Raw genomic sequence first — 25,463 nt, 5'->3', positions numbered from 1 at the left:
TAACAAAAAATAACGAATACTCAGGATTATGACAACTCCGTCCCTAGAAACCCATCGCCAAAATTTTCCCGCATTAACGAATAAAGCCTATTTTAATTATGGTGGACAAGGGCCATTGCCCCAGGTGTCAATAGATGCCATTGTTGAAGGGTATAAATATATGCAATCCCATGGCCCCTTTTCGGGGAAAGTCAACCAATGGCAAAACCAAGAAACCCAATTAACTCGCCATTTGCTGGCTAAGGAATTAGGAATCTCACCGGAAACCCTCACGTTCACCGAAAATGTTACTGTAGGCTGTAATATTGCCCTCTGGGGAATTGATTGGCAACCCGGAGATCATCTGTTGATTTCCGATTGTGAACACCCCGGAATTTTAGCAATTATTCAAGAAATTCAACGTCGTTTTGATCTGGAAGTTTCGTTTTTTCCCCTGAGAGAAACCTTAAACCAAGGTAATCCCGTAGCGATGATTTCTGAGTATTTAAAACCCCATACTCGTCTATTAGTCATTAGTCATATTTTATGGAATACAGGACAAGTATTACCCTTGACAGAAATTGTTAACCTTTGCCACAATAATTATAACACAAAAGTATTAGTAGATGCGGCTCAATCCGTAGGAGTTTTACCCCTAAACTTAACAGAAACTGGGGTTGATTTTTATGCCTTTACAGGTCATAAATGGTTTTGTGGGCCAGATGGATTGGGGGGGTTATATGTTAGTTCCCAATCTCGATCAGAATTATCTCCAACCTTTATTGGATGGCGCAGTATTATGGGTGATGAACAGGGAAAACCGATTTCTTGGACACCGGATGGAAAACGCTATGAAGTGGCAACTTCCGCCTATCCATTATATGCGGCTTTACGCCAGGCGATCGCTCTCCATCATCAATGGGGAACGGCAACAGAACGCTATCAAAAAATTTGTCAAAATAGTCAATATTTATGGCAAAAATTATTAGAAATTCCCCAAATTAAATGTTTAAGAAATTCTCCGCCCGAAGCGGGTTTAGTTTCCTTTCAACTCACTGATGGAAAATCCCATAAATCCTTAGTTAATACTTTAGAAAACCAAGGTATTTTCCTGAGAACTCTCCTCGATCCCAACTGCGTTAGAGCTTGTGTTCATTACTTTACCCTAACCTCAGAAATTGATCAACTTATAGACGCCATTAACCAGTTTATTGCTATTCCTTAAACCCCTAGGGTGCGTCAGATGTATCTCACGCACCACCTCACTACAATATCCCCCAAAAAATCTCTGACAAATTAATATAAATATCGTTAAAACCTGGAATTAAAACCAATTCATCTTTAAGAAAAATTCGTTTAGTTCGATAGCGAAATATACCGTTATGTTCTTGATAAGGTTCGGTATAGGTTTCTAAATGATCATCTATTAAATTAAAAATCCAATAGTTATGTATTTGAGCTTCAGCATAAAGGGATAATTTCACATCCTGATCATAATTTAAACTAGAATCAGAAATCTCAATCACCAGTAAAATATCTTCTGGTTGAGGATGGGAAGATAAATAATCATCATCCCGATTTTTGACAATAGCAACATCCGGTTGAGGTTCACTATTAGAGGGTAAGATAATCGGTTCTTGTCCTCGAATAATCGCGCGTTCGTTGATTAAAATAACTAACTTTGTCATCAACCGAGTATTACAAACCGCATGGGCAGTTCCTTTAGCCGCCATTTTAACAATTTCTCCCCGAATTAATTCTACCCGTTCATCAGTCTGAAAGAAATTCAACTCAATTAAACGGTGATATTCATTCAGAGTAAACTGTCTGATTGTTGAGGATTCCATCCGTTTTTTAAAGTATATATAACTAAATTATATAATATTTTCAGGTAAGAGAGGTGTGTAGGGGCGAGGCGCGCCTCGCCCCTACGATTATTTGGATTTCTAGCTATTTGTACAACTGATTTAGACTTTCTATATATTGCTTAATTAAAGGTAAAACAGTATAAAAATTTCCTTGTTGTTCAATTAAACACCGTTTTAATAAAGACTGTAGGGCATTAATTAAATCCGATGAATTAATTTTACTATTTTCTAACAGTTTAACTAAATTAACCGGATGGTTTTCCTTTGCCAATAAAGATATCACTTGTTTTTCTATTTCCGATAAGCGATCGCACTGTTGCTGTAAACTCTCTTTCACATCTTCAGGTAACAATAGAGTATTATTCAATAATACCTCAATTTCACATTCTCCCAAATCCTGCATCAAATTTGCTATACTTTTTAACCAGAAGGGATTGCCTTGATAGCGTTGAATAATTGCATCCCAGGGGTCAATTTCTGTTAACCCATTATCTCTAAATATTTCCCGCGCCGCCAGAACATCTAAACCCGTCAGTCGTAAAGTCCGAATTAGAGAATTTTCGCTTTTAACCTCAGTTATAATTCTAGGTTGTTCCCAACCCGTTAACACAACACAACTTTGATGAGATAATTCTTTAATTTGTTTAAATAAAGTGCGATAATCTTCATAGCCTGGTTTATATTTTCCCGCTAATTCGCCGCTACTAAAAAGATTTTGAATATTATCTAAAATAACTAAACAGCGATACTTTTGCAAATATTTAATTAGAGGTAAAAATTTCTGATTATTGGCAGATAAATCTAACTGTTCAGACTGAGAAATTATCCGAATCAAATTACTTTGAAATTCCGCTAAAGTCGGCGATGAGTCAAAATCACACCAAATTATATACTCAAATTCATCCTTAATTTGTTGAACCAGTTGCACCGTTAACGCCGTTTTCCCAATACCACTAATACCCGTAATAGCAATTAGACGACATTGTTCTTGTAAAATCCAATTTGTCAGGGTTTCTAGTTCAGGAGTGCGATTATAAAAAGCACCCAAATCAGGCATTTCACTTAAATCATTATGCAGAGTTTCAGTTGATTTAGACTGAGAAATATTCTCGTTTTGCTGATAAGGGTTGGGTATATCCGGCGGATGTCTACTTTCTCCACAAATATTAAAACTATGACTAACATTTTGTGCGAAGTTTAAAACATTAGAGTTTTTCAACCTCTCCATTGCAGATTTAAAATTAGATTTATTAACATCTTCCCCTAACTTCTCTGAAAAGATCTGCCATAATTTTGATCCTGTATTTCTCACATTACTCTCCGAACAATCAAAATCCTTAGCAATTTGTTTGTATGTTTCCCGTTCCAGTGTTCCCCGCAATACCGCTTCCTCTAAATCATCAAGATGCCTACCCGTTTTAGCAAATACTATCTTATCAGCCACTTTTAACATTTCTTTAAGGTTCATTTGGGCTAGGAGATGGGAGAGTTTTGTGTATTATAGCGTACATGGGCTGATTTTTTTAGACATTTTTGTATATTTTTGTATAAAACTAGATTATAAGAAGATGAACGTCGGTAAAAATTGTTGTCAAAATAGGATGTTTTTGAGCTAGACAAAACTTCGATTTTTAAGAAATAATAAAGACAGTATTCAAATATCAAACTAGGAATTACAAATATGAGTTTTGAAGATATCGCCCGTCAAGCTGTTGAAAAAGCTTTTGAACAGGGTACGGAGACTGTTGTAGAAAAAACTACGGGTATTGATGGAAATACAGTCAAAACAGCTAAAGCGGTTGTAGAAACTGGTGCTGCGGTAGGTGCGGCTGCCAGTGCAGCTACGGGGTTGACTGTTGCAGCAACTTCAGGAGCAGGAATTACTTCGGGTTTAGCTGCCGCAGGTAGCGTGGTTGGTGGTGGGATGGCTGTTGGGCCTGCGGTATTAGCAGCAGGCCCAGCTTATCTTGGGGCAAAAATAATGAATGAAACTTTGTTCAAAAACCAACCTGACTTGTCTGATGAAGAGAATGGTGCTCGTGCAGCGGCAAGAACAGCTACAAATATTGGGGCTGCTGCTGGTATAGCTGGTGCTGGTTTAGCAACCGTAGCTGGTGGTGCTTCTGGTGCTGCAATTATGGGTACTCTTGCAGGTATCGGTGGTGTTGTTGGGGGAGGTGCAATTGCTGGTACTGCCATCGTTGCTGCTGCACCTGTTGCGGCTGCTGCGGCTATCGGATACGGAGTATATAAACTTTTTGGAGGTAAATAGAAAAATCGTTAGCTTATTTCTACCTGTTTAAGTCATAACAAAAAAAGTTGAGTTTTCTAGCGTCAGTCAACTCAATTTTTTTTACTTATATTCTTATCCATTGCTACAATCATTATATGGGAGTGTGATCGCCTTCTTATAAAAAAAGCGATCGCACTTTATGCGTGATAATTTTAGGGAAAGCGATCGCAGTCTGACAAGAAAGATTGATGAGATTGCCCTTGCTTGTCATTGGGATTGTTAGTCATTTTTGGGATCTTTATAATTATAATTAATAGTTAAATTAATGAGTAGAATTGACGATGCGAACTATTGGATTAAAGGTAACGATAACAAGCAATGGCAAGTTGTTAGTCGATTCTCCTGTAGATATACCAGTGGGTCAGTATAATGCCGTTCTCGTTATAGAAGATCAACCGATTTCGGATCAGGCTCAAACCTCCGTCCAAAAGGCTCAAGCTCTTTTCAGGCAATATATTCCTGCTAGTAGAAAACTCTCGGAGGAGTTGATTCAGGAGCGAAGATTGGAGGGGACAGGTGAGTGAAGTTGTTTTAGATGCCTCTGCTGTCTTGGCTTTGCTGAATCAAGAAATGGGTAGCGAAGAAATTTCGCGGTTTATTGGCAATGCTGCCATCAGTACCGTTAACTTGTCTGAAGTGATAGCAAAGTTAGCAGAAGCAGGAATAAATGAAAACGTCATTCAGCAGATTCTATCTAATCTAAATCTTGAGGTTGTAGCTTTTGATCAAGAACAAGCATTACAGTCGGGAATGCTGCGACCAAAAACTAAATCAATTGGGCTTTCATTTGGTGATCGCGCTTGTCTAGCGTTAGGGATTTCTCTTAATCAACCTGTTCTGACAACTGATAGATTGTGGAGCAATCTTAGCCTTGCAATTGAAGTCCGAGTGGTGCGTTAGATTGAAGCGAATTAATTAGAATATTCGCCTAATCGGTGTAGTTTTAATTGTAGGGAGAGCGATCGCCGTCTTAAAAAAAGCGATCGCACTTTCTTGTAATAATTTTAGGGAGAGCGATATTGATAGCTGCTAGAGTTGTAAACGCAACTTCATAGATGCGTTGGTATGATGTTTAACTTTTAAGTTGCTTCAAGTCTTTTAGAAAAGCCTGACGGTATTGAACTTCCAAAATCATTACTCCTCAAGATAAGCCAAAGCCATCGCTCGATCAAGTAAGGAAGTATTAACAGCTTCATTCATCGCTTTATTCAAACAATAGTCTTCTACCGCTTCCCCAAGTTCTTCCAAAGAAGATTCTTCATCAGGCAAAAGTTGTCGCCATAGAGCAATAGGAATCACCACGGCGATCGCCTCTCCATCTTGGCTCGTCAGATATTCAATATTTAATATGGTTTCCATTTTAGACTTCAGAAACTATTAGTCATTCTACCTGATTTGCAAGTGATGCGGCAAGAAAATATATCGTCGTAGCTGGCAACGGTTAAGGATGAGTGATATAATTCACTCAAATTTGCATTTGGTGTTTCCAAATCAGAGGCTATATAATCCCATGAATACCCTCGACCAAGTATTAGAAACTGCTTTACAACTTCCCTACGAACAGCAGGAAATGCTGATCAAAATTCTGCAAAACCGTCACCAAGAAAGTCGCCGGGCAGAAATGGCTGTGGATGCAAAAAAAAACTTGGCTGATTTCCATGCAGGAAAATTTAGACACCAGTCAGCCCAGGATATTGTTCTAACATTGCGCCAGTCTTTGCACGAGCCAGAAGCATGAGAATGCTGGTTTTAACCCCAAATTCGTGATAATTATAGGGACAGCGATCGCCTTCTTAAAAAAAAGAGCAGCTATCTAACATTAATTAGCAGCCCAAAGAATAGAAATATCGCTATATTGCTTGAATATTGAATCAGCACTCACCAGCGTCATATTCTCAATTTGAGCCTGAGCAATCAACATACGATCAAAGGGATCTCGATGATGTAATGGTAACGCAGATGATCGCAGTGCATGAGGTGCTGTGATTTCCAAATATCGCATATCTAACTGCACCATACGACTAGAAATGTAGGTATCTATTGGCTCTGGCAATGGTAATTTTCTGATTGCAACTTTGATCCCAATTTCCCAAACACTAGCAACAGAAAACCATAATTCATTACTTTCATCGGCAATCTGTGCGATCACTTCCTGATTTAATCGCTCAGGTTGGGCAAACCACCACAACCAGCATTGAGTATCCAACAATAATTTCACTGTTCATTTCCTTCAAATGCTGCCAAAATTTCTTGGGGTAACGGTTCATTAAAGTCATCTGGTATGATAAATTTACCTTGATCTTGCCCTAAACTATCCCGTCGATTGGATGAAGGACGAAACGGAATTAACTTAGCGATCGCCACCCCTTGATTGGAAATAATAATTTCTTCTCCAAGTTCTACACGGGACAATAACTCAGAGAGATTTTTTTTGAAGTCGTTGGGTAAGTTTTCAATCTGAAGTTTAGCCATGGCGATCCCAGAATTACTTAATTTATTATATCACCAGTTTTCATCATATCAATTTGAATTCAGTTATGAACTACCCAGAATGTGCACACCTTATCAGTTAGTGGGAGAATAAAAAATGTTAACTAATGAAATCCTAAAAGAGCGATAGCTTTTTCTTGTAATAATTTCAGGGAGTGCGATCGTATTTCCTTTTAATATGGCAGTGTGCGATTACACTTTTTCATTTGAGGTGGAAGCTATGTTGGTTAATTAGAATTAATGGGTACTGTAAAAATTGTAAAAAGTCTCACATCAAACCTGCTATCTCTCAAGGAATTTACTAACCGTTCATCCAGAGTTAGCAACGGTGCTTTAACTTTTTCTGAAAGTGCTACATAACAGCCATCATAAGCTGTGATCCCATAGTCTAAACCAATTTGAACAGCGTTACTCATTAGATCTTTTGTTGAAATGACTTTAAATCGTAGTGCTTTTAAGTCACTCAAATCGGCTTTAACCTGTTCAGCCGTGTAGAGGTTAGCGCGTACATACTTCCAGAGAACATTAGCACATTCAATATAAAAAAGATCGGGTACAAAAAACTCAACAGAAGGATCATCAAGATGAGTAAATAGTTGATTAACTTTAGAGGTCAATAGATCAGCAACAAATAACTTAATACAAATATTTGTATCAATTACGCATCGTAAAGCAACGGTCATCTATTCCGATCCTCTTGAATTAAAATAGTGCTATCTGTTAATCCAAAATCCCTGGGGTTAACTCTCGGACGATTACTAATTCTTTGTAGAATTGCTGACATAGGTTGGTTATTTATCATTATTTTGTCAGGCTCAAATGATAAGGATTGCGTCAACAGATGAATAACTGCGTCATTAAGAGTAAAATTTTTCTCTGAGGCAAGACACTCAATCTGACTATATAGTTCATCAGGCAAGTTTTCAATCTGAAGTTTAGCCATGGCGATTCCAGAATTACTTAATTTATTATATCACCAGTTTCCATCATATCAATATGATAATTGTAGGGAAAGCGATCGCACTCTTAAAAAAGGAGCGATCGCACTTTATTGGGATAATTATAGGGAGAGCGATCGCATTCTTAAAAAAAGCGATTGCAATTTCTTATAATAATTTTAGGATAAGTGAGTGCTTGAGTTAAAAGAAATAGCACTCGATGTTTGCGGTACAATACCAATGTAGCGATCGAGAGTTAAACTATGCAAACCATCCTTTTAAGTCGTGAAGAAGTGGCACGGCGTGCAAGACAGTTGTACGAAAACACCATCCGTCAACAAGTCGAGGTGAGTAGACATGAGGGCATATTTTTTATAATTTAATTGTGCTATTGAAGAAATAAAACCAGTTAAACTTACATAATTTTTTTAAACTTTATCAGATAAAATCTTGAGGACAAAACAACATGAACAATATATTTTATACGCTGAGTGATGATTGTATGTTAATGTATAAAAAGAATATTTAGATGAACTTAGACAACAACTACAAATTTACAAATAAAACCAACTTTTTAGCTCAAATCTTGAGGATAATATCAAAATGAATAATTCGTTTTATCCGTTAAATAATGATGATATTTTGATGTTCAATAAGAATACATTTACCGTGGAAAATTTTAAAGAAATCCTGATAGATATTCTTAACAAAAAAATGTATATTAAGGGGTATAAAACCGATGGCATAACTGCTTTTGATTTTCATTTATTAGAGAGAATTAACTCCGAATATAATATTGAAAAAAAGGTGATTTTAACAGTAAATCAAAGTAGCGTAAATACCGTCAGTGAAGAAATTGATTGTAAACTCTTAAAATTAGGTGCTGCCTCTTGGAAAACCGGAAAATTGAGATTTAAAGCGATCACCAGCTATCATAACTTATCAGAACCTCAACTTGCCATTGAAATTGAACTAGAATTTTGTCCCGAAGAACCTGAACCATCAGAAACCTCCGATGCTTTCCCCGATAAATTGATACAATAATTACAAATTTACAAATAATACTAGGATTACGGTATTTTTCATAAAACATAAACCTGTAATATCCTGAGATAATTTTTCTTAGTACCTTAGTTTATTTGGGTTTCCTTATATCATAATAAGTACCACAAAAATCCAATTAATTCTGTTAATTTTTATAATATTTTTTGCAAATAATCTTGTGAGTTTTTAAAGACTCAAGTAGAGTATATAAAATATTGTTAACTGGAGATCAACATTGATGTTAGTTCCTAATCGAGACCAATACCGTCCTTCGGAAGAAGAAATTGAGCAAATGTGGCAAGAATTACAAGTCGTATATACCCCCCTAGAAGATCCATCTGTTAATAAACTCCTGCAAGAATTAAGAAAAATTCTGGTTAATGGGGGGGCGGAGTTCGCCCGATTTAAGGTTTCTCCTCACGCGGTGTTAAATTGGTTTGGCTCCAGGGACTTACTGAATGAAATTAATTTTTTTGAACAATTTGTCACCCTACCCCCAGTGATGGATGGTTTATCAGCTTTAGAAATTGAAACCCCCTTAACCACAGACTTAGACCTAACGGAAGACACCAGTGCCTTCACCTTAGATGGAGAATTAGCAGAGGCCTTATTTTTAGGGGGAGCAGATGAAGAATTTGAAGGAACTGCCAAACAAGCGAAGGATATTGGGATAAAATTTTGTGAGGCTTTGTTTGGGAGTCGCTATGATGAAATTCAGATGTATATTTCTCAAGAACCTTGGACAGAGTGGTTTGCGGGTGTTTCTTGGGATGTGACTTGGTTTGGCATCGATAAGCGAAACTATCAAATTTGGGTATTGTGTATTACGGATACCGATTAATTAGAGATCGATTCCTGGTCAATCAGTTGGGATGACACTTTTGGGTTTTCCCCGCTATAATTGGCTTTAGGGTGAAATTCCAGCCATTGTCATCGAGAATTAACACCTAAATTCAAAAAAAAGATTGCTTTTTCAAAGTTTGTGCTATACTCATGATCGAGGAAGTTGCTTTGAACGGCATCAGCCCTGTATGCAAAGAAAAATCGTTCAGGTTGGAAAGCGTTAACCCTTTAGAAATTAGAACAATTTAAGAGGTATTATGAGCCAAAAGGTTATACACCCGATGGATAAATTACAACGTCAGGTGCATTCCCTAGTCAAGTCTGACATTATCAAACCTTCCGATAGTGTATGGAAAATTGCCCTTCTCTATGGCGATGACTGGAAATATTGGAAACAGGAATTGTTAGAGTTTGGTTTCTCCATGCAAGATCCCCTCAGCGAGCTATTAGCCGTTGAAGCGTGGGACGAAGACGAAGATTAGAAACCTATTTATCAAACCCTCCCTGATTTCAGTTAGTCTGTAATCAATCAGGAATTCACCCTTTTAAATTCCACTGTTTAAAGTTTTGTATTCCTGTCTATCCATAGCTTTTAGTCCTTTGCCCTTTCCTCCTCCTCTCCTTTGCATAAATCTTCCTCACGATTTTATCAATTTAGGCACTGGGCTAAGGCTTGAGATAGATGTTGAGCCGTTGGATAGCGATCTTTGGGTCGGTATTCCGTGGCTTGTTCAATTACTTTTCGCAGTTGAGGCGTAATAGTCGGAACGTTATCGAGTTCAAAACCATAACTGTTTCCTCGTTTACCATAGAATTTGAGGGGTGTTTCGGCGGTCAGTAAAAAAATTAAGGTTGTACCGATCGCGTATAAATCCGATTGAGTCAGGGGTTGTCCCCGATCCTGTTCCGGGGCGCTGTATCCTTCCGCCCCAATGCGGGTTCCAGGGGGTGTTCCGATTTCCTTCACGGCTCCGAAGTCCAAGACGACAATTCGATGATCTCGTCGTCGCAAAAGCAGGTTTGCAGGTTTGATATCTCGGTGGATCAGAGGCGGATCGAGGGAGTGAATATAGTCTAATATCTCGCAGGTTTGGATCATCCACTGAATCGCCTGTTGGGGAATCACTGGCCCCCGTTGATGGATATACTTTTCCAGATCCGTGCCATGGATCATTTCCATGACTAAATATTTTTTGCCATCTTCGACAAAAAAGTCATAAAACTGGGGAATTCCCTCATGGTTTAAGGCTTTTAGGGTACGGGCTTCCCGTTCAAATAATTCTTGGGCTTTGGCAATTTGTGCCATATCCGCATTCATTTCTTTGAGCACAACGACAACAGGTACAGCCGATTTAGCGGTGGTAGAATCCCAGGCTAGGGTGGTTGTTCCCATTCCTCCCCGTCCGATGGTTCTCAATACTTGATACTGTCGGATTGTGCGTTCAACCTGAATGGGAAGCCCACAATGAATACAAAATAAATTCCCTGGCGTATTCCCCTCATGCTTACAGGAGGGAGGAGTAGCCGGAATCGCAATTACACTGGCCTGGAGTTGAATTTGTAATAAGGGGCCATCTTTTGCTAATTCAATTAAAGCGCCATCCCCCACTAATCCCTGATTCGTGAGAACCCCATTCACAAAGGTTCCATTCGTTCCCTTGCTCACGAGTAACCACGGTGAATTCTGGGTTTCATCCGTTGGGCGGTGTAACTCCAGATGATAACGGGAAACCAAGGTATCAACGATTACAACTTGATTATCCGCCGCCCGTCCAACTCGAATTACCGCCTCCTGTGCAAATGTCCACTGTCTCAGGGGGGTTTTTTGTTTGGAGTCTAACAACGTTAGAATTAACATAAATCAGTTATAGCGCTACGCACGAGGGAACAGGGAACAGGGAACAGGGAACAGGGAACAGGGAACAGGGAACAGGGAACAGGGAACAGGGAACAGGGAACAGTAGAGACGTGCCATGGCACGTCTCTACCAGCCCAGATTCACTACACCCAAGCTCGAACCACAATGGCCGTAATGTTATCGTGACCATTATGTTGATTCGCCAGAGCAATTAAACTGTCTACGGCTGTGGCTAAAGAGGTTTCGGGCTTAAGTAGGGGAGCCAGTTGAGTTTCGCCGAATATTTCTAAGAGGTTATTATCCGTTAAGCCGTCCGATGCTATAATCAGAACCGTATCTTCCTCAATTTCCAAAAACTGCACATCGGGATGAACAAACTGCTCCTCCCGCGGCCCTAGGGCTTGAGTTAATTGATAGGCGTCGGGACGAGAGTAAGCCAGTTCAGGGTCAATTCCTTTTTGAATTTCCCGTTGTCCGACTTCATGGTCAACGGTGACTTGCTGTAACCCATGGGTGCGAGTTAAACGATATAATCGACTATCTCCCACATGAGCCACTGCCACTTGGTGACCAACCACTAAAGCCATCACTAGGGTTGTGCCCATGCGACCCACACCGGAACGGACTCCCTGTTGATTTTCAGTATAAATCGCTTCATTGGCTTTAAGAATTGCATCCTGTAGGATTTCTGCCGTGGGGAGTCCCTCGGGATATTGGTTTTGGAAATAGTCTTTCAGGGTGTCAACCGCCATTTGACTCGCCACTTCCCCTCCAGCGTGTCCTCCCATCCCATCACAGAGAATATATAAACCCCGGACGGAGCTTGTTTGTCCCAGGGGTGTTTCTTCGATCTTGATTTGGGTTTCCATGCCAAAACAGTCCTCATTGTGATCCCGTTGACGTCCGATATCCGTACGTCCCACCGCCTCTAGGGATTTGAGTTTCTGAGCCAGAATCACCGTTGGAGCTTGAGTTAAGCTCGGTAATAGGGGTTCCGTTGGGTCGATGGGTCGGGAGGCTGGAGTCGAGGGACAATTAATTTCTTCTAAAACCACCGTTAAGGCCTGTTGCAATTGTTCAATAGTTGTAATTTTTCCTTCGAGTAAATCGCGTAATATTTCTGTTAAGGAGCCCACTAAAGTTCGTTGGGATTGTTGAAATAACTCCTGCCATAATAATCCTAAATCCGATAAACTCAGGGCAGAATTGGGCGATTCAAAATACAATTGTTTTAAACACAACTGTTGAGAATCTTCAGAGAAAACTCTTAAATTCTGGGTTTCCAATAAACTTTGACGACAGTTCCAAGGTTCCAACAATACCCAGAGTTTTACTAAGTCCTCTAACCAATAAACAATTTGTTGGGCTGTGTTTTTCTTGTTACTCCACAGGTCAGATAATAGGGGTAAATTAGTAAAATCTTCTAAAAGAATCACACTATAAAAAGGCTGTTCCCAGGCATCTTGTAACCGAGGGAAATAGTTAGAATGCTCGGAAGCCAAGGAAAAATATGGCCCGGCCGCCGTAATAATAAAGGTCTCTAATTGGGGGTCTGAGGGGGTAGATGCTTGTTTTTCTAGGGCGTTTAGGGGAGACACCTGCAAGGGCTGGGTATCTAAAACCTTCACCGTAACGGTTTTTCCTGACTCTAGGGGCGGTAAGGAATCAAGGAGTTGATAACGCTGCTGGGGGTCTAAATAGGCTCCAATCGGGAGTTCGAGCGATTGTAGACTATCCTCCTGCGGTGACGGGTCTGCGACGGGACTCAGGGCATCCTGGGGCGCGATGGTAATGGCCTCGATATCCGCTTGGGAGAAAATTTCTTCTTCAGGTTCAATGGCCGCAGGTGTTGGGTCTGACTCTTGAGGAGTATCAGGGGTGAGGGGTTCAGTCTCAATTCGATCTAAAATCGATTCTGCGACGGTATTAGCCCCCTCTAAATGGTCATTATTTAAAGATTCTAATTGATCGGGTTGAGAAGCAACTAAGGACGAAGGGCTAACCACGGCCAGATAAACTGTTCCAGTTACTGTCCCGCAGTTGTGACATTCCAGGGTGTTTAAGGGAACAGTCGCCCCACATTCAGGACAATATTTCTGGGTGAGGGAAGTACCGCAGCTTTGGCAAAACTTATTTAGATTTGGGTTTTCAAATTGACACTGGGGACAAACGACCATAGTTAGATTCCCTGCCTTTTTAGAAATCACACAGGGATATTTTAAGAGTACAATTTTTTATTGTACAACAAGATTAGGAGAAATGGGTCATTCCCAATTCAGGAATTTTTAACACCATTATGTTTAATGGTTAATTTAAGTTTTTGTTTTCTTCCTTGATGATGGTTTGAATCGCGATTGATTCCAGGGTTGATAAAGGAACATTACAGAAATATTGACGACGGAATTGTTCTTCTTGGATGGTAGCCAAGAAGGTTTGGATTAATTGATTGAGGGTTTCAGAAGGATGAAAACTGGATAATTTTTGCCAGCTAATATCTAGCCTCTGATCTTGATATTCAATGTTAAAGCCTAATCGTTTTAAGATTTTCAAACCAATTTTCAAGGGAATTATTCCTAAGTTTAATTGATTTCTGAGTTGCTGACTAGTAACGGGTTGGTGGGTGCGACTAAGATATTTGGCAATGCCGATCAGTTGTTCCCAAATTTTTTCAGGAGGTAGTAATTCTGGTAGGGTATAAGCGATCGCTAAGGGTTTTTTTTCAGTATGGGCGCGTCGAAACCAAGATTGTAAGTCCTCCCAACAGGTGGGACAGTCTTTAATAATTAGTATATCGGATAAAGGTTGATTAATGTTTTGATTCCGATAATCTAAAATAGGATGATCAGCCAGATGAATCGATGCTGGGGGAGTCTGATCTTGAGCAGATTGTAATTCTAAGATTCTAATTTCATATTGTTTTTTAAATGTATTAAAATCTAGTTCTACAATCACATCTGATATTCCAACGGGTAACTCATCTTTATAGTGTCCCCACCATACCCCAGGAAATCCCGTTGATATGGACTGATCCCATAGTTCAAAGGTGGTTTTAATATATTGAACTTTTTGTCCTCTTAAATCCTTTTCTGAAGTATTCCAAGCATTAGTAAACCAACAATTTTGAATTAAGATTTTAGGAACTGGGTTTCCCATCCCACAGGGTTCTAAGAGTTTTAATTCCTGGAATAAATCAAACCCCAATTCGGCGACGGTACAAACCAAATCCACTTGAATATTTTGTTGTCCAATCTCCTGTAAATTAGTATCTAATTGTTCTCGCATTTGGCGATTAATAGCATCTATAAAGATCGAAATATTTTCCATCGGTAAACTCAACCCGGCGGCGAAGGGATGTCCTCCAAATCGATGCAAAAGATGGGCTTGACTTTTGACTAATTCATATAAATCAATTTGATTCACTGAACGAGCAGAACCCCGGGCCAATTTAACTTCTGAATTTTCGCTTACTTCTTGCTCATAATTGCTTAAATCTATGGTTCCTTCTGTACTTAATAAAATAGTCGGTCGTCCATATTCTTGAGCCACTTGACCCGCCACTAAACCTAAAACTCCTCCTTGCCATTGGGGATCGGATAATACAATAACTTGAGTCGTAGATAGGTCAATTTTTTTCAATTTTGTCATCACATCAAGACTAACTTCTTTTTGTAATCCTTTGCGTCGGGTATTAGCTAATTCGGTTTCTATCGCTAATTCTTGACAGCGTTTTTTATCCTTGCTGGTTAGGAGTTCGACGCAGAATTTAGCATCCCCATAAATGCGACTCACGGCATTAATTCGAGGGCCAAGACCAAAGGAAATATCGGTAGGGCGATCGCCTGTTCGTTTGCATAAATCTAACAGTTTGGCAACCCCTGGACGGGTAGGATTTTTTAATTGTTGTTGTAATTTTTCGATTCCTAATTGAGCTAAATAGCGACAATCCCCTTTAAGTTGGACTAAATCTGCAATTAAACCAATGGCGACTAAATCTAATAAATCTTCTAAGGGACGTTGGGGAATATTGGGTAATGTTTCATATAGGGCTTCAATTAATTTATAAGCAACCGCCACCCCCGATAAATGATATAAAGGATGATCTAAAGACAAATAACGGGGATTAATAATAGCAACTACCGGAGGTCTTTCTGCGAGTAAAGTATGATGATCGGTAACAATAATATCAATGCCTAATTGATTCGCATATTCGATTTCTTTTAAGTTGGTACTTCCGGTATCGCAGGTAACTATTAACTGACATCCCCGTTGATGTAATTGATCAATTCCGGCATGATTTAACCCATGGGATTCGGTTAAACGATTGGGGATATAATAGGATAACTGCTGATTTTCTCGACTAAAAAATTGTCCCAAACCATCCCATAATACGGAAGTTGCTGTGATTCCGTCAGCATCAAAGTCCCCCCAAATTGTGATAATTTCTTGTTGATTTCGGGCTAAAATCAATCGTTCAATTGCTCTTTCCATCTCTATTCCAAATTCAAAGGGACTGGATGGTTGATAAGAATTATAGTTGAGAAACCCTACCAATTGTTGAGGGGTTTGTATACCTCTATGTAATAATAATTGAGCAATATATTTTCCTGAAATTTGAGGGGCGTATTCTTGAATAATCGGGATAATCCAATCAGGAGTCTCTAAATTTGGTTGAATTTGCCACATGGGTTTAAATTATCACTTCTTGAACTTGATCAATATTATATAGATTCAGAGAATTTAAAGGCTGATCAAGAGTTAATTCTTCAGAAACCCGTTGACAACGGATAGCAAATTGACAGGATTTACAATTTCCTTGACTTTGATCAACTTGAGGGAAAGATTCACCCTGTTGATAATGGTCTAAATAGTTATGAAATTGATCAATTAGTTGATTTAAGTCCTGTTGATTTTTCTGATGTTGTTGTTGAGTATAGGGAAAGTGTAAATATTGAGGTGGTTGTTTTTGGGGAGACTTAACAAACCAATAGGTCATTGAAACTTGTTCAGGTAAATATTGACTGGTTTCAACTAAAAGATAAGGATATAAACGAGTTTGCCAATTATTTTCTAAAAGCTGGCGATTTTGAGGGCGGGGATAGGTTTTCCAATCAAAGATTTGGGCCTGTTTTTCTTCGGCTTTAATTAAATCATAAATAACGACTAATAAATCCTGATTAAAATTTAAACTGCGATAATGTTCTGCTTCTCTAAAAACGCAGGTTGCAGGATCGGAATTTAACCTAAAAATATCCGATGCTACACCTAAAAACTCAGTATAACAGCGTTTTAATTCTTGATCTTGGGTGAGTAACAAATCCACAGGTAATCCTAACTCATGTTGCTGCATTAACAGGTGAAACTGATTACCCCAGGCGATGCGTTCTTCCTGTTCTGGAGAAGTGGGTGAAACTAACTGATCTAAATAGGTATATTGAAATTTGCGAGGACATAGAGACAACAAATTTAAGTGTTGTTGAGACAGTCTAAATTGAGTCATAGCGATTGGATCAACAAACAGGTCTAATCTGAATTATCCCCTAAAAAAAGTTAAAATAGTTGTGATATAGCAAGAGGCAATAGGGAATAGGCAATCTCGCTATAGGTAAATACTTACTGTGAGCAGCTTTTAGTTTTCAAGAATGTCCTAATAGATGTGGCGACTGTTATAATACTTCAATTTTAAAGTCGTTCAATTACTTTTGCTTGATCTGATAATTTGGCTTGTTGTTGTCCTTGGAAACGAGCATTTCTATTAAATAAGGAGATGGGGGTACTAATTAAATCCACGATTTCTGCTTTTCCGGTTGAAAGTTTGACCATATCCAGGGGTAATTCTTTTAAAACCCAACGTCCTAAGCGATACAGATAATCGGAAGGAGTTAAGGATTCCATTAAATCAATCCCATGGAGTTCATGCAAATACCGATTCGATTCTCCATAGCGTCGCCACTGACTTTTTAATGCTTTTAAGGTAGACCGATGACGGTGTTTAACTATTGCTTGGGATGCTAATTCTAATTGATAATTGGTTTGTTGTTGAATCCGCCAACAAATATCCGCATCGCCCCCAGTTGTTAGGTAGGGACGAAATAAACCCACCTGTTCAAAAATTTTACGCCGAATGGCTAAATTAGCGGTTTGACCATAGGGTAAAAAGCTATTATTTAAGGTATGTTTTTGGGATAAAGTTTCTTGTTTATCGGCATATTTTTCTAATAGATTTTGACTGGGTAAGGCGATGATTTCACCTGCTACCAAACCAATATTAGGGTTAGAAAAGGGTTGAATTAATTGCTCTAACCATTGGGGTTCCGGTCGGCAATCCATATCGGTAAAGACAATAATATCACTGGTTGCAACTCTAATTCCGGCATTGCGAGCGGCATAGGAACTTTGGATATTATTTTCTGATAATGAACGAATATTAATTGCAGTAGATGTGGCTAATTCCTGAACAATAGAGACAGAATTATCCCGACTATTGTTATCAACTAATAAATATTCTACTTGATCTGCCGGATAGGTTTGCGATCGCAAATATTCAATTAAATCCGGCAAATCAGTCTCGCCATTATAAACCGGGATAACAACAGAAAGGTTAATCATGATTCGGCAAAAAACCTAGAAAGGATTGTATCCTAGAAGCAGGGTAATTAACACTAAGATAGCATTAATTAAATAAAAACTCCCGACCACTTGGGTTTCTTGCCATCCTGATAATTCTAAATGGTGATGTAGAGGAGCCATTTTGAACAGACGTTTGCCCACACCCTCGGCGTTTTTTGTAGCTTTATAATAGCTAACTTGAGCAATCACAGAGAGGGTTTCCACAAAGAAAATTCCGCTAATTATTAATAACACCCATAAACTATTGGTTAATAGGGCAACCGTGGCTAAACCGCCTCCCAATGCTAAGGCTCCCGTATCTCCCATAAATACTTTTGCGGGGTTGCGGTTGTGGGTGACAAATCCTAAACAACTGCCACTCATACAAGCACAAAAAGTGGTTAATTCCGGTGCGTTGGGGGCGACATAGGCTCCTAAACCCAAAAATGCGATCGCACCTAACCCGCCCATTAACCCATCCACACCATCGGTTAAATTGGTGGCGTTACTTTCAGCAACCTGGACAAAAATTGCTAGGGGCCAGAATAACAATCCCAGAGGAATTGCCAGTCCTAAAGGTAAAGCAACGGTGGTGAAAGTGGCAGATTGAGTCACTGCTAACCACACACAAAATAGCGTTGCAAAACCTACCTGCAACGCCAATTTCATTCGAGGAGAAATCCCTTTATTTGATTTACGTCTTAAAATCTGCCAATCATCTAACCAACCAATAAATCCATAGGCTAAGGTGAGGGCAGAAACGGCGATCACATTCGGATGAAATTGAGTTAGAATTAAAGAGATCGCCACTCCCACAGGAATAAAAAATATCCCTCCCATGGTTGGAGTTCCGGCTTTTTGTAAGTGAGCTTGGGGGCCATCTTCTCGAATAAATTGTCCGGCTTTAATCTTGACTAAAAGCGGGATTGCCCAATATCCTAAGACAGAAACGGCGATCGCACCAATCAAAGCGGGTAAAAATAACGAGCCTTGAACTTGAAATGAATTACTGTTCACCCGGTCTAAACTAAAAGCGAACACACCCAACCCTAAACTTAAGAGGAACAATAGGGTTTGTCCAGACCAGTTGGACGATTTAACCGAATAAAGTTTGCTATCCACAGAAATTTTTAATCCTCAACACCACAAAATCACAATCCCAGAAATCGCTAGTTTCCTAGCGTCTATTTCTAGCTTTCTGATAGATCATCATCATCATCATCATCATCGTCATAGGCAGAGTCATCAACGGAAATCAGATCGGTGATTTCTTCTTCCTCCTCCAAATAGTCAACGGTTGTGGTACTACTGACGGTATCTCGTTCGATTAGACGTCCGGTGGACTCCAACCAAGCTATCAGTGAAATTTCTTGTTTGGAAGGAATCACATCAGCCGGTTCATGGGCTGGGATTTCTCGCAAGGATGGGTTAAGCATTTTTAGTTTTCGGCGTCAAATAGAATTGAGTTAGACTTAATCTAATTTTACACAATCATTGGTTATGGACAGTATCATATTTTTTTAATCTATTTTGAGTCTTATAGATTTAAAAAATCTAACCAATAATTCATTAAACATAAGATAAAACTATGATCAACTCCAAAAAAGCCCTTTTATTAGAAATGATTGCCGGGAAAAATCGCGGTCTACTCGCCACCCCGGGGGATAAAGCGGCTATTTTATCCGCCCTGACTCAACTGGAAGAATTTAATCCCAACCCCCAACCCCTAGAAGTTCCTGAACTCCTGAATGGAAATTGGCGACTATTGTACACCAGTAGTGATGAATTACTCGGAATTGGTCGATTTCCCTTGCTTCAGTTGGGGCAAATTTATCAATGTATTCGGGTGGCGGATCGAAAAGTTTATAATATTGCAGAAGTGCAAAGTTTACCATTATTAGAAGGAATAGTCAGTGTAGCTGCCGAATTTGAACCCGTTTCGGAAAAACGAGTGAATGTTAAATTTAATCGCTTTATTATCGGTTCTCAAAGATTTATTGGTTATCAATCTCCTGATAGTTTTATTGCGGATATTGAAGGTGGGAAAAAGTTTATTGCAATTGATTTTAGTTTACAAGCGCGTGATCAAAAAGGTTGGTTAGATATTACCTATTTAGATGAAGATTTAAGAATCGGACGGGGAAATGTTGGGAGTGTTTTTGTATTAACGAAAGTTCTTTAATTACCCATTACCCAAAATCCATTATGCTATTAAAATACGATCTGAATCTTTGTTTACCTTCTGCGGAAGATTTGCCCGACTCCGACGATACCCCTGTGGATAACGAACTGCAAGATTTAATCCCTGGACTGTTAAAAATCCTCCTGGCTTCTATTTGGTCTGAACGCATGGATTGGTTTTTTGGCGTGGATATGGGAATTTATTATGATCCTGAACAACCTGCTATTGTCCCTGATGGTTTTTTAAGTGTGGGAGTTCCTCGAATTATCGATGAAGATTTACGCTTGAGTTATGTACTTTGGGAAGAACAAGAAGTTCCTATTTTAATCATTGAGGTTGTATCCCATAAACGCCGAGGAGAATATACGAAAAAGAAACAGTTTTATGCAGAAATGGGGGCATTATATTATGTGGTTTATAATCCCCTACGGAAACGTAAACCGCCTTTAGAAGTTTATAAACTAGAAAAGGGTGAATATAAATTACAACCTGGGGAACAGGTTTGGTTGCCGGAATTACAATTAGGAATAGGTCGAGAACGGGGAACCCATGTAGGAATTACGAGGGATTGGCTATATTGGTATAATCAACAGGGAAGCCGTTATTTAACTGCCGAAGAACGTCTACAACAATCTCAAGAACAAACCTATTTAGCCGAACAAAAAATACAACAACTGGAAGAACAATTACGACGTTTAGGAATTAATCCCAATCAACTCGATTAATATTAATTCCAGGTAATGGTTAACCCCTGAAATGAATTTTACCACGGAGAGAGACGCGCCATGGCACGTCTCTACCATGATTTCTTTTTTAAGGCTTGCGATCGCTAATCCACATCAAAAGTTAAAATAGGACAGTTGTGCTAAATGGGATGTGAGTGACCGACCTCGGATGCAGTAGATAGGAAATTGGGCTACAACTGTTTCACCCGTCTACTGTTGAACGATTAACGTCTGTTTTAACATCAAAGCGATCAAATCCAAACCCAGAATATGATAGAACGGTATACTTTGCCTGAAATGGGCAATTTGTGGACAGAGACTTACAAGCTGCAAACTTGGTTACAAGTAGAAATAGCCGTCTGTGAGGCTCAGGCGGAGTTAGGATATATCCCATCGGAAGCCGTTGCAGAAATTAAGGCTAAGGCGAATTTTGATATCAAGCGGGTGCTGGAAATTGAGGCAGAAGTCCGCCATGACATGATTGCCTTTTTAACCAATGTCAACGAATATGTTGGGGATGCCGGACGCTACATTCATTTAGGCTTAACCAGTTCCGATGTCTTGGATACGGCCCTGGCCTTGCAGTTGGTAGCCAGTGTGGATGTGTTGTTAGAACGTACGGAAGCCTTAAGTCAGGCCATTCGTTACCAAGCGCAACAACATCGAGATACGGTGATGATCGGTCGATCCCATGGTATCCATGCTGAACCTATCACCTTTGGGTTTAAATTGGCCGGATGGTTAGCGGAAGTTTTTCGTAACCGGGAACGTTTGGTGCGTCTGCGTCAAACCGTGGCGGTGGGCAAAGTCTCTGGAGCCGTGGGAACCTATGCTAATGTTGATCCGAGGATAGAAGCGATCGCTTGTCAAAAATTAGGACTCGAACCCGATACCGCCTCCACCCAAGTCATTTCCCGGGATATTCATGCGGAATATGTGCAAACTTTGGCCTTATTAGCCGCTAGTATTGAACGGTTTGCGGTAGAAATTCGTAACCTGCAACGTACCGATGTTTTAGAAGTAGAAGAATTCTTTGCCAAAGGTCAAAAAGGTTCCTCTGCCATGCCCCATAAACGCAACCCTATTCGCAGTGAACGCTTAACCGGAATGGCGCGAATTATTCGGGGAAATGCGGTAGCTGCATTAGAAAATGTTGCCCTTTGGCATGAACGGGATATTTCCCATAGTTGCGTGGAACGAATGGTCTTACCTGATTCTTCAACTGTGGCTCATTTTATGTTAGTTGAACTGACGGATTTAGTCAAAAATCTGTTAGTTTATCCTGAAAATATGCAGCGCAATATGAACCTTTATGGTGGTGTTGTTTTCAGTCAACGGGTATTATTAACCTTAGTTGAAAAAGGGATTAGCCGCGAAGAAGCCTACAAAATTGTCCAATCTTGCGCTCATATTGCTTGGAATAAAACCGACGGGGATTTCCAATCTTTAATTAGGGAAAATGATCAAGTTAAAGCAACATTATCTCCCGCAGAAATTGATGCTTGTTTTGATCCAAAACATCACCTGAAAAACCTTGATCAAGTTTACCAACGGTTAGATATATAAACCTCAAGAAATCGGGTTTTTAAACCTAATTTTGGGGATATATAGCAAGTCTAATCAGTTGCACATAAAAGTATGAAAATCTAATTCATCTTATTCATCGTAGGGGCGAAGCGCGCCTCGCCCTTACGGGAATTTGTACTAATCACATCACCATCATTTTAACCTTATGCTTTCTAAACTCATGATGCGATTATTCTTATTTTTATTCCTAATTTTGGGTATTAACTGTAATTCCGTTCATGCTCAAAATTTAACCGCCCCTCCTGCTGCCCCTCCTAAGTCTCCTCCTTTAGTTATCCAAGATTATAACCAAGTGCCAGAAGCAGACAAATTAGTTGATATTAGAAGCGTTAACCTGAACATTCGTCACGATATTCGCTACGCCACAACTAACAATTTTTTAAAGAAAAAAATATATTCCACCCCTCGATGTTTATTACGTTCTGATGTTGCCCAACGCCTATCAAGAGTTCAACAGGATTTAGAACAAATGGGGTTAGGATTAAAAGTCTATGACTGTTATCGTCCCCTATCTGTAACTCGGCAAATGTGGGCAATTTTACCCGATAATCGTTATGTTGCTAACCCCGCCAAAGGGTCTCGTCATAACCGAGGGGCAGCGGTTGATTTAACCTTAGTTGATTTACGCACCGGGGCAGAATTAGAAATGCCAACCGCCTTTGATGATTTTACCAATAAAGCCGCCAGAGATTACTCTGGAAATTCTCCCCAAGTTCGTCGGAATAGTGACTTACTAGCTGCTAAAATGAAGCAACAGGGATTTATTCCCTTAATTACAGAATGGTGGCATTTTGATGCTCCAGGATGGGATAAATACGGCCTTTTAGATATTCCTTTGGAAAATATTCGTTAAAACTCATTTATTATTAATATCCCGGCAAGTAGAGACATTCCATGGAACGTCTCTACTACAGCGTTTTTTCAAGTTATTTCAAATCTGCCCCTATTTAACAAAAGTTTAGTACAATAATTAGTAAAGCTACTTAAAAGTGGCCGAATCTAAATTGAGCTAAAACACAATGCAATATTATTTTACCGCATTCATCATTACTTTTTTTATCGCCTGTTATGGTTACAGCTATTTAATTGTTAAACTAGCTAAACAAAAAGGAGAAGAATTTCTATTATTTGGAATGTTATTCGGATTATTTGGATTTATGGCGTTTTGTGCCGCTTCTGTTCCCTTTTTACATTGGCTACTAGATTAATAAATTCACCAAATTCCATGCCGTTCTTAAAGCTAAAGAACTACGATTTTCATTATACCCTAAACGGCTATCTTAATCAACCTATTATTCTATTTCTACATGGATTTTTGGGAAATAGTCAGGATTTTGATGCCCGAATTTCTCCACTTTTCCCCCAGTTTTGTTGTTTAACCCTTGACCTGCCTGGACATGGAGAAACCCAAGTTTTAGGAGAGGATAGCTGTTATAAAATGCCGGAAACAGCAGCCGCATTAATAGAGGTTTTAAACCGTCTGCATATTTCTCAATGTTATTTAATGGGATATTCTATGGGGGGAAGATTAGGATTATATTTAACCTTATATTTTCCCCAATATTTTAAAAAAGTAATATTAGAATCTACATCCCCAGGACTTAAAACCGAATCTGAACGCTTACAACGGTTGATTTCAGATACCCAAAAATCCCAACAACTGCAAACCATAGAATTTTCCATATTTTTAGAACAATGGTATCATCAACCTCTATTTAAAACCTTAAAAAATCATCCTGAATTTGATCAAATTTTTGAGCGTCGGTTAAAGAATAATCCCATGGAATTATCAAAATCTCTGCGTTATTTGGGAACCGGAAATCAAATGTCCCTCTGGGAAAAATTACCCAAAAATCAAATACCCCTATTGCTGTTAGTGGGAGAATTGGATCATAAATTTAAACAGATTAATCAAGAAATTAACCAATTATGTCCCGTTTCCCAGTTGCAAATTATCCCAAATTGTGGTCATAATATTTTAATCGAAAATCCTCAAGCGTGGATTAATGTAATTGTTAAATTTTTATCGGAATGAATTATCAATTTCAATTTAAATCCTATCAACGTCCGTTTAAAACCCCGCTTAAAACCGCTCACGGAATTTGGAATATTAGAGAGGGAATTATTTTAAATTTAACCGATGAACAGGGTAATATAGGATGGGGGGAAATTGCCCCTTTAAGCTGGTTTGGGTCGGAAACATTAGAAGATGCGATCGCTTTTTGTCAACAACTTCCCTGTCTGATTTCAACAGAAACTATTTTTACTATTCCTGACAATTTACCTACTTGTCAATTTGGGTTTGAGTCTGCATTAATAGAGTTAAATCCTAACAGTTTATTTGATTTAGCTAAACTTCAATATAGCGGATTATTACCAACTGGAGAAACGGTATTAACTACTTGGAAAACCCTATTTCAGCAAGGATATCAGACTTTAAAATGGAAAATAGGCGTTGATGATATTACGGAAGAAATCAATATTTTTCAACAGTTAATTAATAGTATAACTGAAACTTTAGAAACCGTGTTTCTGAAAATCCGTCTCAGGTTAGATGCAAATGGCGGTTTAACCTTTGAGCAGGCGCAAAAATGGTTAGAAACCTGTGATTTAATTAATATTCATCAAGACTTGATTGAAATTGAGTTTTTAGAACAACCCCTATCTATTGATCAGTTAGAATTAATGTTAGAATTATGCGATCGCTATTCTACCCCCCTCGCCTTAGATGAATCCGTTGCTAATTTAGAACAATTAAACTATTGTTATCAGCAGGGATGGTCAGATATTTTTGTGATCAAACCCGCTATTTTTGGATCTCCTAAAAAACTCAAGAACTTTTGCCAAAACAATAAAATTGATACCGTTTTTTCCTCAGTTTTTGAAACCGAAATTGGTCAAAATTCGGCTTTAAAAATTGCCTCTGAACTGTTATTATATGATCGGGCGGTTGGATTTGGCATTAATCATTGGTTGGTGTCCTAAATTAGATCCCCCTGAAAAAGAAAAATCATTTCTCATAAATAATCAAACTAATTCAATTGATGGCA

30 protein-coding genes are annotated in these 25,463 nt (G+C 39.0%); 16 read left to right on the top strand and 14 right to left on the bottom strand.

The annotated features are described in order from the left end of the window. Positions 1-28 precede the first annotated feature (28 nt). A complete protein-coding gene (locus tag PL11201_RS03405) occupies positions 29-1,204 on the top strand; it encodes an aminotransferase class V-fold PLP-dependent enzyme (protein ID WP_079677191.1) in 1,176 nt (391 codons plus the stop codon). A gap of 40 nt (positions 1,205-1,244) precedes the next feature. Here the strand turns inward: PL11201_RS03405 and PL11201_RS03400 are convergent, their stop codons facing one another. Further along, positions 1,245-1,826 (bottom strand): Uma2 family endonuclease, encoded by a 582-nt coding sequence (locus tag PL11201_RS03400; RefSeq protein WP_079677190.1) that lies wholly within the window; start codon positions 1,824-1,826, stop codon positions 1,245-1,247. Between the two features lie 103 nt (positions 1,827-1,929). Continuing rightward, on the bottom strand, positions 1,930-3,315 hold the full coding sequence (locus PL11201_RS03395) for an NB-ARC domain-containing protein (RefSeq protein ID WP_200816690.1): 1,386 nt from the start codon (positions 3,313-3,315) through the stop codon (positions 1,930-1,932). A 213-nt stretch (positions 3,316-3,528) separates the two neighbouring features. Between PL11201_RS03395 and PL11201_RS03390 the strand changes: the two genes are divergently transcribed. The 3 genes from PL11201_RS03390 (at position 3,529) to PL11201_RS03380 (ending at position 5,040) form a co-directional block, all read left to right on the top strand. Next, positions 3,529-4,119 carry an RNA polymerase subunit sigma-24 gene (locus tag PL11201_RS03390; protein ID WP_079677188.1) on the top strand — a complete coding sequence of 197 codons (591 nt, stop codon included), beginning with the start codon at positions 3,529-3,531 and terminating at the stop codon, positions 4,117-4,119. Between the two features lie 302 nt (positions 4,120-4,421). Then, the gene (locus PL11201_RS03385) at positions 4,422-4,664 is read left to right on the top strand and encodes a hypothetical protein (protein ID WP_079677187.1); all 243 of its coding nucleotides are present in this window, start codon (positions 4,422-4,424) and stop codon (positions 4,662-4,664) included. Next, positions 4,657-5,040, top strand: coding sequence for a PIN domain-containing protein (locus PL11201_RS03380; RefSeq protein ID WP_079677186.1), 384 nt, complete (start codon positions 4,657-4,659; stop codon positions 5,038-5,040). Before PL11201_RS03385 ends, PL11201_RS03380 begins: the two co-directional genes overlap by 8 nt. Positions 5,041-5,274: 234 nt before the next feature. Here PL11201_RS03380 and PL11201_RS03375 read toward each other — a convergent pair whose 3' ends face one another. Further along, positions 5,275-5,499: a hypothetical protein gene (locus tag PL11201_RS03375; protein ID WP_234996597.1), complete on the bottom strand. Its 225-nt coding sequence runs from the start codon at positions 5,497-5,499 to the stop codon at positions 5,275-5,277. 151 nt (positions 5,500-5,650) lie between these two features. Here PL11201_RS03375 and PL11201_RS03370 point away from each other — a divergent pair, with 151 nt between their 5' ends. Then, positions 5,651-5,878, top strand: a complete 228-nt coding sequence (locus PL11201_RS03370; RefSeq protein ID WP_079677185.1) for a hypothetical protein — start codon at positions 5,651-5,653, stop codon at positions 5,876-5,878. A gap of 81 nt (positions 5,879-5,959) precedes the next feature. Here the strand turns inward: PL11201_RS03370 and PL11201_RS03365 are convergent, their stop codons facing one another. The 4 genes from PL11201_RS03365 to PL11201_RS03350 form a co-directional block, all read right to left on the bottom strand. Then, a complete protein-coding gene (locus PL11201_RS03365; RefSeq protein ID WP_079677184.1) occupies positions 5,960-6,358 on the bottom strand; it encodes a type II toxin-antitoxin system VapC family toxin in 399 nt (132 codons plus the stop codon). Beyond that, the gene (locus PL11201_RS03360; RefSeq protein ID WP_079677183.1) at positions 6,355-6,612 is read right to left on the bottom strand and encodes a type II toxin-antitoxin system Phd/YefM family antitoxin; all 258 of its coding nucleotides are present in this window, start codon (positions 6,610-6,612) and stop codon (positions 6,355-6,357) included. The genes PL11201_RS03365 and PL11201_RS03360 overlap by 4 nt, the downstream gene beginning before the upstream one ends. 245 nt (positions 6,613-6,857) lie before the next feature. Beyond that, positions 6,858-7,313 (bottom strand): type II toxin-antitoxin system VapC family toxin, encoded by a 456-nt coding sequence (locus PL11201_RS03355; RefSeq protein ID WP_079677182.1) that lies wholly within the window; start codon positions 7,311-7,313, stop codon positions 6,858-6,860. Then, complete coding sequence (locus tag PL11201_RS03350; RefSeq protein WP_234996596.1) at positions 7,310-7,573, bottom strand: hypothetical protein; 264 nt, start codon at positions 7,571-7,573, stop codon at positions 7,310-7,312. The genes PL11201_RS03355 and PL11201_RS03350 overlap by 4 nt, the downstream gene beginning before the upstream one ends. On the opposite strand from PL11201_RS03350, the gene PL11201_RS26395 reads away from it, so the two are divergent. From PL11201_RS26395 to PL11201_RS03335, 4 genes are all read left to right on the top strand, one after another. After that, positions 7,572-7,742 (top strand): hypothetical protein, encoded by a 171-nt coding sequence (locus tag PL11201_RS26395; RefSeq protein ID WP_159451508.1) that lies wholly within the window; start codon positions 7,572-7,574, stop codon positions 7,740-7,742. The two genes, PL11201_RS03350 and PL11201_RS26395, sit on opposite strands and share 2 nt — an antisense overlap. 429 nt (positions 7,743-8,171) lie before the next feature. Then, positions 8,172-8,612, top strand: a complete 441-nt coding sequence (locus tag PL11201_RS03345; RefSeq protein WP_079677180.1) for a KGK domain-containing protein — start codon at positions 8,172-8,174, stop codon at positions 8,610-8,612. Positions 8,613-8,850: 238 nt separating this feature from the next. Then, on the top strand, positions 8,851-9,453 hold the full coding sequence (locus PL11201_RS03340) for a hypothetical protein (RefSeq protein ID WP_079677179.1): 603 nt from the start codon (positions 8,851-8,853) through the stop codon (positions 9,451-9,453). A 259-nt stretch (positions 9,454-9,712) separates the two neighbouring features. Further along, the gene (locus tag PL11201_RS03335; protein WP_079677178.1) at positions 9,713-9,937 is read left to right on the top strand and encodes a DUF4327 family protein; all 225 of its coding nucleotides are present in this window, start codon (positions 9,713-9,715) and stop codon (positions 9,935-9,937) included. 167 nt (positions 9,938-10,104) lie between these two features. On the opposite strand, the gene PL11201_RS03330 is transcribed toward PL11201_RS03335, so the two are convergent. From PL11201_RS03330 to PL11201_RS03300, 7 genes are all read right to left on the bottom strand, one after another. Continuing rightward, a complete protein-coding gene (locus PL11201_RS03330) occupies positions 10,105-11,313 on the bottom strand; it encodes a protein kinase domain-containing protein (protein ID WP_079677177.1) in 1,209 nt (402 codons plus the stop codon). 143 nt (positions 11,314-11,456) lie between these two features. Then, positions 11,457-13,490 carry a serine/threonine phosphatase gene (locus PL11201_RS03325; RefSeq protein WP_079677176.1) on the bottom strand — a complete coding sequence of 678 codons (2,034 nt, stop codon included), beginning with the start codon at positions 13,488-13,490 and terminating at the stop codon, positions 11,457-11,459. Positions 13,491-13,620: 130 nt separating this feature from the next. Beyond that, the gene (recJ, locus tag PL11201_RS03320) at positions 13,621-15,996 is read right to left on the bottom strand and encodes a single-stranded-DNA-specific exonuclease RecJ (RefSeq protein WP_079677175.1); all 2,376 of its coding nucleotides are present in this window, start codon (positions 15,994-15,996) and stop codon (positions 13,621-13,623) included. Positions 15,997-16,000: 4 nt separating this feature from the next. Continuing rightward, positions 16,001-16,810: a PD-(D/E)XK nuclease family protein gene (locus PL11201_RS03315; protein ID WP_079677174.1), complete on the bottom strand. Its 810-nt coding sequence runs from the start codon at positions 16,808-16,810 to the stop codon at positions 16,001-16,003. A 182-nt stretch (positions 16,811-16,992) separates the two neighbouring features. Next, on the bottom strand, positions 16,993-17,919 hold the full coding sequence (locus tag PL11201_RS03310; RefSeq protein ID WP_079677173.1) for a glycosyltransferase family 2 protein: 927 nt from the start codon (positions 17,917-17,919) through the stop codon (positions 16,993-16,995). 15 nt (positions 17,920-17,934) lie between these two features. Beyond that, positions 17,935-19,041, bottom strand: a complete 1,107-nt coding sequence (gene mraY / locus PL11201_RS03305; protein WP_079677172.1) for a phospho-N-acetylmuramoyl-pentapeptide-transferase — start codon at positions 19,039-19,041, stop codon at positions 17,935-17,937. 68 nt (positions 19,042-19,109) lie between these two features. Continuing rightward, positions 19,110-19,355, bottom strand: coding sequence for a DUF3134 domain-containing protein (locus PL11201_RS03300; RefSeq protein WP_079677171.1), 246 nt, complete (start codon positions 19,353-19,355; stop codon positions 19,110-19,112). Between the two features lie 152 nt (positions 19,356-19,507). On the opposite strand from PL11201_RS03300, the gene PL11201_RS03295 reads away from it, so the two are divergent. The 7 genes from PL11201_RS03295 to PL11201_RS03265 all read left to right on the top strand — a co-directional run bounded on the left by PL11201_RS03295 (position 19,508) and on the right by PL11201_RS03265 (position 25,398). After that, positions 19,508-20,101 carry a PAP/fibrillin family protein gene (locus PL11201_RS03295; protein WP_079677170.1) on the top strand — a complete coding sequence of 198 codons (594 nt, stop codon included), beginning with the start codon at positions 19,508-19,510 and terminating at the stop codon, positions 20,099-20,101. A 23-nt stretch (positions 20,102-20,124) separates the two neighbouring features. After that, a complete protein-coding gene (locus tag PL11201_RS03290; protein ID WP_079677169.1) occupies positions 20,125-20,826 on the top strand; it encodes a Uma2 family endonuclease in 702 nt (233 codons plus the stop codon). 270 nt (positions 20,827-21,096) lie between these two features. Then, on the top strand, positions 21,097-22,392 hold the full coding sequence (gene purB / locus PL11201_RS03285; RefSeq protein ID WP_079677168.1) for an adenylosuccinate lyase: 1,296 nt from the start codon (positions 21,097-21,099) through the stop codon (positions 22,390-22,392). A 166-nt stretch (positions 22,393-22,558) separates the two neighbouring features. After that, positions 22,559-23,266, top strand: a complete 708-nt coding sequence (locus PL11201_RS03280) for a M15 family metallopeptidase (protein WP_079677167.1) — start codon at positions 22,559-22,561, stop codon at positions 23,264-23,266. A gap of 166 nt (positions 23,267-23,432) precedes the next feature. Further along, the gene (locus PL11201_RS03275; RefSeq protein ID WP_079677166.1) at positions 23,433-23,621 is read left to right on the top strand and encodes a hypothetical protein; all 189 of its coding nucleotides are present in this window, start codon (positions 23,433-23,435) and stop codon (positions 23,619-23,621) included. A 17-nt stretch (positions 23,622-23,638) separates the two neighbouring features. Next, complete coding sequence (gene menH, locus PL11201_RS03270) at positions 23,639-24,448, top strand: 2-succinyl-6-hydroxy-2,4-cyclohexadiene-1-carboxylate synthase (protein WP_079677165.1); 810 nt, start codon at positions 23,639-23,641, stop codon at positions 24,446-24,448. After that, entirely contained in the window at positions 24,445-25,398 is a 954-nt protein-coding gene (locus tag PL11201_RS03265; RefSeq protein WP_079677164.1) for an o-succinylbenzoate synthase, read from the top strand. The genes menH and PL11201_RS03265 overlap by 4 nt, the downstream gene beginning before the upstream one ends. Positions 25,399-25,463: the final 65 nt, after the last annotated feature.

Origin of the sequence: Planktothrix sp. PCC 11201, assembly GCF_900009135.1 — a bacterium.
Taxonomy (GTDB): domain Bacteria; phylum Cyanobacteriota; class Cyanobacteriia; order Cyanobacteriales; family Microcoleaceae; genus Planktothrix.
Note: the sequence above shows the minus strand (reverse complement) of the source record. Positions and strands in the feature narration are given on the sequence as shown.

Coding starts and splice junctions, on each gene's coding strand:
- PL11201_RS03360 (WP_079677183.1), bottom strand. CDS start 6,612: ATGGCTAAACTTCAGATTGAAAACTTACCCAACGACTTCAAAAAAAAT.
- PL11201_RS03300 (WP_079677171.1), bottom strand. CDS start 19,355: ATGCTTAACCCATCCTTGCGAGAAATCCCAGCCCATGAACCGGCTGAT.
- PL11201_RS03315 (WP_079677174.1), bottom strand. CDS start 16,810: ATGACTCAATTTAGACTGTCTCAACAACACTTAAATTTGTTGTCTCTA.
- PL11201_RS03295 (WP_079677170.1), top strand. CDS start 19,508: ATGATCAACTCCAAAAAAGCCCTTTTATTAGAAATGATTGCCGGGAAA.
- PL11201_RS03395 (WP_200816690.1), bottom strand. CDS start 3,315: ATGAACCTTAAAGAAATGTTAAAAGTGGCTGATAAGATAGTATTTGCT.
- PL11201_RS03350 (WP_234996596.1), bottom strand. CDS start 7,573: ATGGCTAAACTTCAGATTGAAAACTTGCCTGATGAACTATATAGTCAG.
- menH (WP_079677165.1), top strand. CDS start 23,639: ATGCCGTTCTTAAAGCTAAAGAACTACGATTTTCATTATACCCTAAAC.
- PL11201_RS03370 (WP_079677185.1), top strand. CDS start 5,651: ATGAATACCCTCGACCAAGTATTAGAAACTGCTTTACAACTTCCCTAC.
- PL11201_RS26395 (WP_159451508.1), top strand. CDS start 7,572: ATGGCGATTCCAGAATTACTTAATTTATTATATCACCAGTTTCCATCA.
- PL11201_RS03390 (WP_079677188.1), top strand. CDS start 3,529: ATGAGTTTTGAAGATATCGCCCGTCAAGCTGTTGAAAAAGCTTTTGAA.
- purB (WP_079677168.1), top strand. CDS start 21,097: ATGATAGAACGGTATACTTTGCCTGAAATGGGCAATTTGTGGACAGAG.
- PL11201_RS03280 (WP_079677167.1), top strand. CDS start 22,559: ATGCTTTCTAAACTCATGATGCGATTATTCTTATTTTTATTCCTAATT.
- PL11201_RS03355 (WP_079677182.1), bottom strand. CDS start 7,313: ATGACCGTTGCTTTACGATGCGTAATTGATACAAATATTTGTATTAAG.
- PL11201_RS03275 (WP_079677166.1), top strand. CDS start 23,433: ATGCAATATTATTTTACCGCATTCATCATTACTTTTTTTATCGCCTGT.
- recJ (WP_079677175.1), bottom strand. CDS start 15,996: ATGTGGCAAATTCAACCAAATTTAGAGACTCCTGATTGGATTATCCCG.
- PL11201_RS03330 (WP_079677177.1), bottom strand. CDS start 11,313: ATGTTAATTCTAACGTTGTTAGACTCCAAACAAAAAACCCCCCTGAGA.
- PL11201_RS03310 (WP_079677173.1), bottom strand. CDS start 17,919: ATGATTAACCTTTCTGTTGTTATCCCGGTTTATAATGGCGAGACTGAT.
- PL11201_RS03405 (WP_079677191.1), top strand. CDS start 29: ATGACAACTCCGTCCCTAGAAACCCATCGCCAAAATTTTCCCGCATTA.
- PL11201_RS03340 (WP_079677179.1), top strand. CDS start 8,851: ATGTTAGTTCCTAATCGAGACCAATACCGTCCTTCGGAAGAAGAAATT.
- PL11201_RS03290 (WP_079677169.1), top strand. CDS start 20,125: ATGCTATTAAAATACGATCTGAATCTTTGTTTACCTTCTGCGGAAGAT.
- PL11201_RS03345 (WP_079677180.1), top strand. CDS start 8,172: ATGAATAATTCGTTTTATCCGTTAAATAATGATGATATTTTGATGTTC.
- PL11201_RS03335 (WP_079677178.1), top strand. CDS start 9,713: ATGAGCCAAAAGGTTATACACCCGATGGATAAATTACAACGTCAGGTG.
- PL11201_RS03325 (WP_079677176.1), bottom strand. CDS start 13,490: ATGGTCGTTTGTCCCCAGTGTCAATTTGAAAACCCAAATCTAAATAAG.
- PL11201_RS03400 (WP_079677190.1), bottom strand. CDS start 1,826: ATGGAATCCTCAACAATCAGACAGTTTACTCTGAATGAATATCACCGT.
- PL11201_RS03375 (WP_234996597.1), bottom strand. CDS start 5,499: ATGGAAACCATATTAAATATTGAATATCTGACGAGCCAAGATGGAGAG.
- PL11201_RS03385 (WP_079677187.1), top strand. CDS start 4,422: ATGCGAACTATTGGATTAAAGGTAACGATAACAAGCAATGGCAAGTTG.
- PL11201_RS03265 (WP_079677164.1), top strand. CDS start 24,445: ATGAATTATCAATTTCAATTTAAATCCTATCAACGTCCGTTTAAAACC.